The organism is Vibrio sp. T13N (genome assembly GCF_032970445.1).
Classification (GTDB): domain Bacteria; phylum Pseudomonadota; class Gammaproteobacteria; order Enterobacterales; family Vibrionaceae; genus Vibrio; species Vibrio diabolicus.
The window spans coordinates 367,168-379,418 of sequence record NZ_JAWJYE010000001.1 but is presented as its reverse complement, the minus strand read 5'-3'; the positions used below and the strand labels follow the sequence as shown (position 1 = coordinate 379,418).

The 12,251-nt window shown below is 46.6% G+C and carries 12 protein-coding genes; 3 read left to right on the top strand and 9 right to left on the bottom strand.

What is annotated here, in order from left to right:
- Positions 1-11: 11 nt before the first annotated feature.
- From R2S67_RS01750 to R2S67_RS01720, 7 genes are all read right to left on the bottom strand, one after another.
- Complete coding sequence (locus R2S67_RS01750; protein WP_006740779.1) at positions 12-902, bottom strand: HlyD family secretion protein; 891 nt, start codon at positions 900-902, stop codon at positions 12-14.
- Between the two features lie 12 nt (positions 903-914).
- Positions 915-1,118, bottom strand: coding sequence for a DUF1656 domain-containing protein (locus R2S67_RS01745; protein ID WP_005462724.1), 204 nt, complete (start codon positions 1,116-1,118; stop codon positions 915-917).
- Positions 1,118-2,761, bottom strand: coding sequence for a TolC family protein (locus R2S67_RS01740; RefSeq protein ID WP_317341812.1), 1,644 nt, complete (start codon positions 2,759-2,761; stop codon positions 1,118-1,120). Before R2S67_RS01740 ends, R2S67_RS01745 begins: the two co-directional genes overlap by 1 nt.
- A gap of 10 nt (positions 2,762-2,771) precedes the next feature.
- Entirely contained in the window at positions 2,772-4,946 is a 2,175-nt protein-coding gene (locus tag R2S67_RS01735) for an FUSC family protein (RefSeq protein WP_317341810.1), read from the bottom strand.
- Positions 4,947-5,334: 388 nt separating this feature from the next.
- Positions 5,335-6,204, bottom strand: coding sequence for a DMT family transporter (locus R2S67_RS01730; RefSeq protein WP_317341809.1), 870 nt, complete (start codon positions 6,202-6,204; stop codon positions 5,335-5,337).
- Between the two features lie 141 nt (positions 6,205-6,345).
- The gene (gene yidZ / locus R2S67_RS01725; RefSeq protein WP_024702169.1) at positions 6,346-7,314 is read right to left on the bottom strand and encodes an HTH-type transcriptional regulator YidZ; all 969 of its coding nucleotides are present in this window, start codon (positions 7,312-7,314) and stop codon (positions 6,346-6,348) included.
- The gene (locus R2S67_RS01720) at positions 7,289-8,479 is read right to left on the bottom strand and encodes an MFS transporter (RefSeq protein ID WP_317341807.1); all 1,191 of its coding nucleotides are present in this window, start codon (positions 8,477-8,479) and stop codon (positions 7,289-7,291) included. The genes yidZ and R2S67_RS01720 overlap by 26 nt, the downstream gene beginning before the upstream one ends.
- A 132-nt stretch (positions 8,480-8,611) precedes the next feature.
- Between R2S67_RS01720 and R2S67_RS01715 the strand changes: the two genes are divergently transcribed.
- Both R2S67_RS01715 and R2S67_RS01710 read left to right on the top strand, forming a co-directional pair.
- Positions 8,612-9,082, top strand: a complete 471-nt coding sequence (locus tag R2S67_RS01715; protein ID WP_140145270.1) for a GNAT family N-acetyltransferase — start codon at positions 8,612-8,614, stop codon at positions 9,080-9,082.
- Positions 9,083-9,107: 25 nt separating this feature from the next.
- Positions 9,108-9,563 (top strand): GNAT family N-acetyltransferase, encoded by a 456-nt coding sequence (locus R2S67_RS01710; protein WP_317341806.1) that lies wholly within the window; start codon positions 9,108-9,110, stop codon positions 9,561-9,563.
- 10 nt (positions 9,564-9,573) lie between these two features.
- On the opposite strand, the gene R2S67_RS01705 is transcribed toward R2S67_RS01710, so the two are convergent.
- Both R2S67_RS01705 and R2S67_RS01700 read right to left on the bottom strand, forming a co-directional pair.
- A complete protein-coding gene (locus tag R2S67_RS01705; protein WP_053808269.1) occupies positions 9,574-10,086 on the bottom strand; it encodes a DUF2799 domain-containing protein in 513 nt (170 codons plus the stop codon).
- A 344-nt stretch (positions 10,087-10,430) separates the two neighbouring features.
- On the bottom strand, positions 10,431-11,105 hold the full coding sequence (locus R2S67_RS01700) for a fructose-6-phosphate aldolase (protein WP_317341805.1): 675 nt from the start codon (positions 11,103-11,105) through the stop codon (positions 10,431-10,433).
- 214 nt (positions 11,106-11,319) lie between these two features.
- Between R2S67_RS01700 and R2S67_RS01695 the strand changes: the two genes are divergently transcribed.
- Positions 11,320-12,249, top strand: a complete 930-nt coding sequence (locus tag R2S67_RS01695) for a glycyl-radical enzyme activating protein (protein WP_104972928.1) — start codon at positions 11,320-11,322, stop codon at positions 12,247-12,249.
- The last annotated feature ends 2 nt before the right edge of the window (positions 12,250-12,251 follow it).

Sequence of the window (12,251 nt, the reverse complement as noted above, 5' to 3'; positions counted from 1 at the left end):
TTCTCACTTAGTTACTGTTCATTTTCTGCCGATGAATCTTTCATCACCATGATGGACGCAGAAAGCCCGAATCGAAGATCAACATCTTCTGGAAGTTCTTGGATTGAGATTCGCACCGGAATACGTTGTGCTAAGCGAATCCACTGAAATACAGGGTTCACGTTTGGAAGAAGGTTGTAGCCGACCGTGCCGTCTTTCGGCGCAATACCCCAACCGATAGAGTCAACCGTTGCGTCAATTGGCGTGTCTGGGTGAGACATCAAAGTGACACGTGCTTGGCTGCCAGGTTCGATTTGCGCGAGTTGGTTTTCACGGAAGAAACCAAACACCCAGAAACTGTTCTTGTCGATCAGCGCCAGCAGTGGCTGGTTTGCGACCGCTTGCGTACCGTTTCGAATATCGAGGTTAGACACAAAACCATCGACGGTCGCATAAACTTTGGTAAAGCTGAGGTTAAGGCGCGCTGACTTTAATTGCTCTTCTGCAGATTTGATTTGCAGTAGCGATTCTTCGTAAGCGATTTCACGACGAATCAGATCCTTGTGAGAAACTGCGCCGCGGTCTTTCGCGCGAATATCTTTAAGGCGGTCGTATTCGATTTTTTTACCGCGAGAGCTAACAATGGCGCGTTCTAGTGCCACTTCGGCTTGAGACAAAGCAACTTCGTAAGTCGCTGGGTCGATTTCAAACAGTAAATCGCCTGTTTTCACTTCTTGGTTGTCTTGCACCGCGACATTTACAATTGGGCCTGATACACGAGGAGCTACTTTGATGACGTTCGCGCGCACTTGGCCGTCGCGTGTCCAAGGGTTATTAAAATACTCTTCAAATTTTTGATAGCCGAGCCAAGCTGCGCCACCAAGAATGACAAGATTGAGTGCGATTACGAATAGTTTTTTCATCTTGTTTGGCACCTAAAATTGAATATAAAAGCTGTCGATGGCCACCACATAACCGACCATGATGGCAATAAACGTCAGAGACGGAAAAGCAATGAAGCGAGACAGACGTGTCTTGTTCAATATCATCACCGTTATCCACGTTGCCGTGACGGCGAGAAAGAGCACCAGTAACGTGGGAGAAAAGTAAATGTCTCCCCAAGAGAGTTCATGAGGCATTAGAGATCCTCCGTTTTGTTCTCATCACTGGTCTCATCCGGAGTTTCGAGGCGCAAAGGCGGCAATACGCGGTTTTCTTCATTTAAATAACCATCCCAGTCAGTTCGTTCTGTCATTTGCTTGGATATAGAATCACTGAGGAAGGGTTTGCCTGTTTGGGTTTGCCAGCCTCCACCGAGGGCTTTATAGAGTGCAACAACTTGGTTCGCGACGTTCCCTTTGATCGTTGCGTAGCTGTCTTCTGCACGGGTCATTTTCTCTACCGAGTTGAGCAGACGTTCAAAAGAGATTTGGCCGTTTTCGTACTGCGTCATGGAGATGTTGAATGCACGAATGGAAGAGTTGACTGATTGCAAACGTAAATCTTTTTGCTGTAAATACAGGTCATACGCTTCGATTGCATTGGTCACTTCATTAACGGCTTGCAGCACTTTTTTGTTGTAGTTGGTCAGCGTTTCTTGGAAGCGAGCATCTTCGAAACGAATGTTATTTTTCACGCGTCCGTATTGGAAAATATTCCAACTGAACGTTGGGCCAACCACCATGGTGAGCGAATCGCTAAAACTGAAACTGCTGCCATCGGGAACCGTACTGTCGATACCGATGGAACCGAACAGTGAAAAGCTTGGGTAAAGAGCGGTTTCCGCCACGCCAATTTGCGCACTCTGCGCGCGAGCTTGCATCTCAGAGACTTGCAAATCTGGACGTCGCATCACTAAGTTCGCATCCACTTGGGTATCCAACAGCGGTGGACGCGGCACAATGGAGCGCTCGTCGGTGCCCGATAACGCCGATTTTCTGCCTGTCGATTTGAACTGTTTTTCGTAGTCAGCAATTTGCTGTGTCAAACCGTCCGATTGCAGCAATTTCTCTACTTCTTCAGGCAGTACACCCAACAGCAAAGCAAGTGCCGTGCGCGACTGCTTCATCGCCACTTCGAGGCTTGGTTGCGCGGCTTTTGTGGTGTAAAGCTGGTTTTTCGCTTGCTGTACGTCTAGCTCTGTAACGTTGCCAGAGTCGAACTGCACCTGTGTAATGCGGACGACACGCTCTTGAATTTCGATGTTGCGGCGAGACAGCAAAATACGTTCTTGGAATGTGCGATAGTTGATGTAATTGCGCGCCACCTCAGCGGTGATGGTGACCATGATGTCGTGATACGACGCGATGGATGCGTAATAACCAGCTTCTGCAGATTCGATACCACGAGCGTATTTGCCCCAAATATCCATTTCCCACGCAGCATCAAACGACAGAGCGGCGTTGTTTACACCCTGATCATTCACGTAGGCACGCGCTAGATTTCCTGACATGGTTTGAACTTGCGGGTATTGCAAGCCAGTCGAAATGCCAAGCAATGAACGAGCTTGGACAATGCGCAGTCCCGCGGCTTCTAAATCGAGGTTTTGTTTGCTCGCCAACTCAACCAGTTGATTGAGAGTTGAGTCATTAAATTGCTGCCACCATTGTTGTAGCTGTTGCTCTGATTGCTGCGTATCTTTGGCTGCTTTTTGCACCGACCAGTCACTTGGCAGTGGCGCCAGCTTTGGATGAACATAATCTGGCCCCATAGTGGTACACGCACTGAGTCCGAGTAAAGAAAGTATGGCGAGGCTTGGTTTGGTTAGTTTTGGAAGCATCATATCCCCACCTTTAAAACCGCTTCTGTTGTAAGTTCACCCAATCGATATCCTCGTAGGTTTGCTTGCAATACTTGATTGCTTCGAACACGTTCCGTTTTAAATTCAGCAAGATATAAAAACCGGCTATCTCAGAATAAGCGTAGTCAGATAAATCCAACTCACTAAAAAAATCTTCCAGTTTATCTTCGAATGTTTGGTAATCCTGACTGTATTGGTCGAATACGGAATCGAGTTCTTGTGTTGCTTGATGGCTGGCTAAAGCGCCCGCCATCAAAGGAATGATGGAATCGCGGTGTTGTTGGCGAAGTTGAGTAATCAACGGATTGGTCAGCAACTTTTTCTCGGCGGCCATTAAGATGTTGATGTGATTACTGAGTACATCACACGCTTTGCTAAACGCGCCAATCGCTTCTGGCGTGGTTTTGTCAAAGTGTTTGTGGTTGATTTTCGAACCCCACACCTTGAGCTTTTTCGATGAAACGTTGAGCGTCACTAAATGCAAGGCCCGTTTGAGCGGCGTGATAATCGAGCTGGATTGCTTCTGATAGGAGTCAAACAGATCCCGAGTGTGCCTAAAATAGCGCTCTTTTATGGTCAAAAAGAGGTGTTCTGGTCGTGAGCTAAACGGGAAGTAGTGCGCGAAAATGATCATGAACACCACCATGTAGAACAGCAGCATGATCGTCATGAGGATCCCGAAGTGATAAAACATGTTGTTGTCTAAACCGAGAACAAACAAGCCCACCATGTAGAAAATCGTCACTGGCCCGTTAAACAGATAAAAGCCGATAAAGGTGTAGATAAAAATGAATAGGCCAAGCTCTAACCCGAGATCCAATTGCGGAAGAATGAAGACGTAAGAAGGCACCGCGAACAAGAAGCCGAAAGTGAACAGCACAAGCAACAAAATCGGGTGCACAGGTACGAACGACAGCAAAGACATAAACATGGTCGAGAAGACTACAAACGAGTAGCCGCCTGGTGGATTGAAATAAATCCAAATCAGTCCTGCCACCCAATAAGTGACAAAGGTTTTGACCGCGGTTTTAAAGTTTTCTGCGTCCCACCATAGAAACTTGCCTTTCGGTTTTGGCAGTGGCACGTCAAAGGAGACATTGTTCGTCACAGAGTCAATACAACTAATGCTCTCCGCCAAACGCGACAAGTTTTGATGCATGAGCCCCAAGAGGTGCCCCAGCATAAGCGCAGAGCCTTTCTCTAGGTGCGCTGCGTCTTCAAGCAACGCTTGGTTGTATTCGACTTTGAACTCTTGAGCACGAAAAGCGGGCTCTTTTTCGTCCCAGCCTTGTTGGCAGGTATCAAATAGCGCGTCAATTTCCGCAACGGCTTGATCAAAGTTGCTGATGCTTTCACGGTCTTGCTGGTGGCTAAAGTGGCTGTGCGCCGCAACGGTCAATTGTTGCGTTACCTGCTTGTTCAAATGAACCGCCAAGCGCCACTCTTTCATGTAGGCCGACACGTCGCTGCATTCCACACTGACTGTGGCAAAACGCTGTTCGAGCGCATTTTGGGCGGCAAACATCTGTTCGATAAGAGAATCCACGCTAGGTTGTGGCTCTTCAGCTTCTGGGTTTTCTTCTCCATCTTCTAGAGGAGAGACTTGCCCTGCCGATTTTTGCTCGAAATTTTGCAAGATAGCGGTGAACAGCGCGCGTTGTGCTTGGTTGAGTTGTTCGATGAGCTGTCTTAGGTTTTGTTCTGTTTTGGTCGGGAATAAGAAAGTCCCCACGAGTGTGTAAACCACCACCCCAAACACCGTCATATAAGCGCGGTCAACGCCATAAAGAAACGCACCTTCTGCGTCACCGCCATTGGACATCATCAGCGTCATCACACCGGTCAGCATGAGTAGCGTTGGATCTTTTTGATAGGCATTACGGAAGTAAAAAATGAAAGAGACCACAACCGACACGCTCAGCATGTACAGCAAGCGGTCTTGGGCAAACAATCCCACCAGTAACAAGCCAACGACGGCGCCAACCAACGTACCGAACACGCGTAAGGTACCTTTGGCGAGGGATTCACGACGACTGCCTGTGGATGCAATCAGCATCACTGTGGTTGCGGCCGTCGATGCTTGCGGCCAACCCATGGCAAACGGGATTAGATAAGCCAGAGTCAGGCTAAGCGATACTTTAATAGCGAATTTTATTTTGTCGTTCATAGTGTCAAAGTTTGCTCAGGCTTATCGTTATAAGTTGATGAATTTCTTATGTGAATAATCAGAATCTTGTTCTGAATAAATTCGGGGGGCGGAATATAGCGGGTGAAAAAGTGTGCTTTGTAAACCCTTTGTCAAAACACAAAGAGCGTATTTGGCTCGATCTCGCGCTAGCCCTTGGCGTTATTGACGAAACGCCTAAAACGAGCAAAATCGCGATCTGTGACGATTCTCACTTTTGAAACAAAAACGTCGTGTTTTGTGAGCCAATTCTCACCTTATATCCTTCGCCTGATACTAAAGCAGGCCACTCGTACCATCTGCAATGAGCTTTGCTGCTTTAAAAAGCATAGATGATGAATGGGTATTTGAGAGGGAAAGTTATTATTTTTTATCGGCTTGCCGATTGTTCGCTTGCTTTTTTGGATCGAGATAAAAAAACCAAAGCGATGCCACCAAGAATGATGCCACTGGTTAAAAGTGTGTGTAGTGAAAGAGGTTCGTGGAGTACGACGGTACCTAACAGCAAAGCAATGGCTGGCACGGAAAGTTGGCTGACGGCGGCTTGAAGCAAAGAGAGCTTACGTACGACTTGGTACCAAAGTGTATAACCAAGGCCAGAGGCAATGGCGCCAGACGTGACAGCGAGCAAGATTCCGCCTAGAGAGAGATGGATTGAGGACAGCATCAATGGTGATAGGAATATGCCAATCATAGATGCAGCGATAAATCCCCACGTGATGCCACTACTTGGAGAAGGCGCTTGTTTGCCGAGCGCAGTAAACACAGCCCAACAAACGCCAGAAATCAACATGAGAAGTGCAGAACTGATATCGGGGCGAGTGGCTGATGGCAACATTAACCAAACAAAGCCAACGATCGAAAGGCCGATACCGATGATTTCGAGAAACTGAAAGCGCTCACCTTGCCACCAATAGATTGCCAGTAACGTCAGTTGCACGGCACCAAACAAAAGCAAAGCACCGGTTCCTGTCGCCAGTTGTAAGTACGCGAAAGAGAAAAGGGCAGCATAACCAAATAACGCCACGCCAGCAAAAAAGCGAAAGCGAGAAGTTGGCCGATCGGTTTTCCACTGACCTCTCACGACAAGCAATGCGATTAAGGTAATCGCGCCAGATATCAATCGAACGAGAGTGAAGCTTCCTGCATCAATCAACCCTTCGGCCAATGCAAGTCGGCACAATAATGAATTGGCAGCGAACGCCAGCATCGTAATAGCAGTGAGTAAAAAGGTCGACATCCTTGGCCCTTAACGCAGAAATATGGATTGAGTGTAGCGTCAAACGACCTTTTTCATTAGTTGATAAAGTGATTACTTATAGCTGTCAGAGCGAGAAAATCATCAAAAATCACCAGAGAAAACCTGATCTTAGCCTAAGTGTTACTGTGGTAGGGATGGTTGTTCGTACAATGACTTGATGGTGTTTTTCAACCATAGCAATTTGGGATTGTACGCATTGCGTTTATGCCAAATCATGGTAAATGGAATCAGTAACTTGTCTTGTTGAGTTTGGTCTAACGGAATTGGCAAGCACACCAAATCGAGATGCAGCTTTTCTGTGTAGCTTTTGCAATAGTGCGGCGCGGTGGTGATCATGTCATGCGTGGGCTGCGCTGCCATAAAAAGGGATTGCTCAAAGTTGGACATCGTCAGCCCGATAGAGCGCTGTAGCCCTAGTTCCGTTAACACTTCATCCAACGCCCAAGTTTCACTTTTTTCCCAAACAATATTAATGTGTTGGTAGCTCAGAAAGGTCTCGAGATTCCACTCTTGCTGTAATGCCGGATGATCTTTATGCAAATACACCATCGGCAGGTCATAGAATAGAATCTCAAAATCCAAGAAATACGGCAGAAGATCCAACGACTCTTTCGATCTCGGGTGACTTTCTCGGCCGGTAAAACCGATATCTGCCTCGCCTCGAATGATGGCGTCGAGTGAATCGTAATCCCAGTTACTGGTTTTTACTTTCGCTTCAGGGTATCGCTGGTGGATAGCGACGATGAGTCTGTCCAGTACCGTGAGCACTAATGGCGACTCAATAGTGATATCAAAACGCACTCCTTTAGGCGTAATATCGCTGCGTTTTTCTGCAATCTGGCTGCCAATTTGCAGCCATTCTGCAAGATCTTGCTCCATGCTTTGCGCCAAAGGTGTTGGCGCAAGACCTTTAGGTGTTTTGACAAACAAAGGATCATCGAACCAATGACGAAGTTTGTTGAGCGACTTACTTACGGTAGAGGGCGTAACGTTCAGCTTTTTCGAGGCTTTCGAGACGCTTTGTTCTTGCAGCAATAATTGCAGAGTGAACAATAAGTTTAAATCAAGTCGCGCTAGGGATTTCTTCATAATGGGTATCGTGAACAGGCTTTGGAATCAATAGTATTAGAGCAAGGCTGATTACGCTACCTAACACTAAGATAAACACCAACATATTCAGAGCACTAACGCCGATGAAACCCATAAACCAAATATAGAACGCTGAACTACAAACTTGAGCAATGCCCAGTAACGAGCTTGCCACGCCAGCTTGTTGAGAGAATGGGCTGAGCGCTTGGCTCATGGCCACGCCAAAGCCACAAGCGAAGCCAGCGCAAATCAGCCCAAGTCCGAATACATAGTAAAGAGATTGTCCATCATGGAAATGGGCAGCACTGAGCACGATGCCTGCACAAGCGAGCAATACTTGAGAGGTGATCATTAAGGTACGCTGCTTGAAAATCCCCAATGCCAATGGCGCCGAGAACGAAATCAACATACTGATCGTCGCAGCCCCTGCCATGATGGAAGAATAGCCACCGCGATCAAAACCAAGCATGCTCATCACGACAATTGGTGAAGCGTTAACAAAGGTCAGAATGGTGGTCACTCCAAGCGCAGTAATGATCAGCCTACTGATAAAAAATCGCTCGAAGAAAGTCTCTTGATGGCTCTCTGGCGCTGTCTGTTCTTCACGTTGTTGGTTGGGTAGTGATTCCTTGAGAACAAAAATGGCCAATACACTGACGAGAATGCCCATTCCTGCCATTGTGGTAAACAAACTCGGCCAAGGAAATTTCAGCATAATCAAGTGACCAATCACGGGTGCGATCACTGGGATGATACAGGTGATGCCATTGAGCATCGACAATACTTTCGCGCGGCGCTCATCGTCTAACGTGTCGCGTAAAATCGCGAACGCGACGACATAGCAAGATCCAGCTCCGATGCCTTGGCAAAAGCGAGCAATCAAGAAAGCGTTTGGTTGCTCAGCCATCCCGCCGAGAAAAGACGCGAGCACGAAGATCATCGCGCCGACGACGGCAACAGGCTTTCGTCCCACAGAGTCTGCAATTTTCCCCGCGAATAACATGGTGGTAGCCATGCCAGCTAAATATATCGAAAACGCAATATGCAACTGAGATTCACTGGCGTTGAGATCTGACGCAATTTGAGGCAAACCAACAAGATACAAATCAATGGCAGTAGGGTAGAGTAAAACGAGTGCAAAACTACAAAGTAAAAAACGGGACATGGAAACCTCTCTATCGAATGGCGAGGATAATAGAGTGCTAAACGTTTGCCTGCGAGTGGGAAATACGACACTAGGTATTTCTATTTACGACATACCCTGTATGAATTGAGCATAAAAACAACAAGGAAGATTATGATTACTATTGAAAAGTATTCGCCCGAGCGACATGAACAAACTTGCGAACTTAGCGTGCTAGAAGAGCAATCGCAGTTTACGGTCGCGGATGTGGGTGAAATGCTGACACGTCTTGAACCTACAGAACTTCCGCATCTGATTTTGGCAGACGATGACGTGGTTGGTTTTTTTCTGTTCGATGCTGCTTACAGCGAGAAATACGATTTTTGCCCGAAAAACAGCTTAGGCGTGCGTGCTTTGCTGGTGGATCACCGTCATCAAGGCAAAGGCATCGCCAAGCAAGCCATTCAACAGTTTGCCGATTTCGCCAAACGCCATTATCCCGAGTTTGATGCGCTTTATCTCACCGTGAATTGCCGCAACATACCCGCTTATCAGTGCTATTTAAAATCAGGGTTTGAAGATTCCAATGAGCTTTACCACGGCGGCCCCGTTGGACCGCAGCACATTATGAGACAACCGCTTTAACTAGAAAAACACCAAGGATGGAAATATGAGAATTGAAATCGACAATTTAGAACGGCCGCAGGTGATTGCGTTGTTGGAAGAGCATTTACAGGACATGTACGCTACATCGCCACCAGAGAGCGTGCATGCGTTAGATGTAAGTAAGTTGAAGTTGCCTTCAATCACGTTTTGGACGGGCTTGGATGGTGAGCTGCTATTGGGATGTGTGGCAATGAGCCAACTAGAAGATGGTCACGCAGAGTTGAAATCGATGCGTACGACGCCGTCGGCGAGAAAACAGGGCGTGGCATCCCGCTTACTCAATCACGTGATTGAGCAAGCGAAACATCAGGGGATACAACGTCTAAGTTTGGAAACTGGGTCGATGGCATTTTTTGAACCCGCGCATCGCCTATATGAAAAACATGGCTTCGCGTACTGCGAGCCGTTTGGCGACTATCAACCTGATCCAAACAGCCGCTTTATGACCCTAGCGTTGTAACCCGTCGCGACTAAAAGTTAAAGTAGTAATTAGCTCCTGGCGAGATGAGTGATGCACGCTCACGCGCCAGTTGTTTTCTTCTCTCTCTAATACGCTTCGCGTTGTCTTTATCTAAGTTTGCATCCAATTGATGATCAAGGCGTGATATCTCCGCATCTAATGCGTTAATGCGTTGTTGACGCTGATATTCTTGATGACCTAACTGATAGTTTTTAAGGAAAAGATCGTTAGAGCAAACGCCATAGTAGGTTTTTCCTTCTACACCCACCGTGTAACCATTGTCTGGCGAACAGTAAAGAATGGTGCCTTTATCAAAACCGTCTTGCCACTCAACGTGATTTGGCGTTACGCCTGCTTCGCGACAGTCTTTAATGTATTCGTACAAAATGTTTGGGTTGTTGCCTGAGCGGCCATCTTGGTAGCCGACGCGATACCAGTCTGCGGTTTGGCATTGTTCTGGCGACATGCTGCTACAACCAGAAAGTAATGCAAATATGGCAAAGAGAAGCGCAATGCGTTTCATGAAGTGGATTCCTTGTTACTGCGTTAGGTTCGCTGATTATAAATGAACAGTGTTCATTTCCAATAGATAAAATTAATAATTACCGACTTATTGATGCGTTGCGCTTGTGAGTTTGTCGGCTTGAAGCAAAAAATTTTTGCTTGTGGAACGAGCGTTTTTCGTCAGTAGTGATGTTACGAATAGAGTGCTTTGCCGTGAAGGTTGAGGCGAGATTAGTGGGGTGGGAATCTCTTCGTAAGCCGCATCTATAAACAGTTGCCTGCGCGAATGTTACTTTTTCTCAGAGATTCCCATATCAAAAGCCCCTCGATCGAGGAGGAACGGGACTTTCGATAATTTTATGCTTAACTTTCAAATGAAAGTTTGTTGCCAAACGCGGATTTCCAGTCTTTATCAAATTGATCGACAGCCGGCTGAACTGCTGGATGAGAAAACATCTGCGCGGCCACATCGACAGGCAAGGTGATCGCTTCAATGCCTAACTTCATCACTTCCATCGCTTGTTGGGTATTTTTAAAACTCGCTGCCAAAATTTTTGCAGGCAGTTGGTTTTGATCCAGTAGCAATTGCAGGTCTGCGACCACTTCTACACCGTTTCCGTTCATCGCATCAATACGGTTCACATAAGGCGCAAGATAGTCAGCGCCGCACAATGCCGCAAGGAAACCTTGCTGAGCAGAGTAAATAGCAGTGGCGAGCACCTGAATTCCCTCTTTTTTCATTAACTTAATTGCCGCTAAGCCCGTTTCGATTGCTGGCACTTTGACGACCATATCATAGGGTAATTCATGGATTTGGCGTGCTTCTTCCACCATGCCTTCTACAGTTGTGCTCACCACTTGAGCATGGAAACGGGGTGTGCCCCCTAACGCTTCTTGCATGCCAGCTAAGGTTTGGTTCAAGCCTTGTTTTGATTTCGCCAAAATACTTGGATTTGTTGTTACCCCTTTCAGAGGTAGGCATTGGTTAAAGCGATTTACTTCTGCCACGTCAGCAGTATCTAAATAGAGTTCGATCATGGGTTCTACCTTATACAAAATCTTCGTTTTGATGATGGGATCACTATAGATCTGACAATCCGCTTAGATCTTGACTTTGATCAATTGTAATTTCAATTGAAACTATAATAATTTCACAAAGTGAAAGTTAAGTGCCAATATTTCATCATCAAGTGAAGCTTTCAGCAAAAGAAAAGCGTGAAAAGTAGAAGAGCAAACCAAGAGGCGGACAGTAATGTATTTCAATATTCAGAGGTTCTCGACCCACGATGGTGATGGTATTCGCACCATTCTGTTTCTGAAGGGATGCAGTCTGTCCTGTCCTTGGTGCCAAAACCCAGAAAGCCGCAGTGAAAAGCACTCTCTGTTGTTTGATGAGCGCAGTTGTATGGCGGACTGCCAGCTTTGTGTGTCGGCTTATAAGCAAACCGTAAACGGCGACATGGCAAGCGATGGTATCCGACGCATTGACGATCAAATCATCATCAATCGAAAAGCCATGAGCGAAGCGCAGATCATTGCGCTGCGAAACGTATGTCCAACACAAGCGCTCAGCATATGTGGAGAAGCGGCGAAATCGGACAACCTGTTTGAAGTGTTGATGAAAGACAAGCCTTTCTACGATCAAAGCCAAGGTGGCGTGACGTTTTCTGGTGGCGAGCCGCTGATGCAGCCAAGTCTTGTGGCAGAACTTGCCGAACGTTTGCATCAAAACCATGTGTCTACGGCAGTGGAGTCGTGCATGCATGTTCCGTGGAAAAACGTAGAAAAAGTCGCGCCGTATATCGATTGCTGGTTAGCGGATCTTAAACACACCGACGAAGAAAAGTTTCTCTTCTGGGCGAAGGGATCGTTAAAACGCATCAAAGACAATTTTAGAAAATTGGCACCAATTGCCAAACGCATTGTTATTCGCGTGCCGGTTGTGCCGGGCTTCAATGACACCATTGATGAGCTCAAAGCGATCATTGATTTCGCTGCTTCTTTAGAAAGCTGTCAAGAACTCCACTTGTTGCCGTATCACACCCTCGGCATCAATAAATACCGTTTGCTCGATATGCCTTACGAGTGTTCTGACAAACCATTAAATAATCCAGAACTGCTAGAAAACGCAATGCAATACGCAAGCGAACATACTCAACTTAACGTGATTGTTAGAGGTTAACC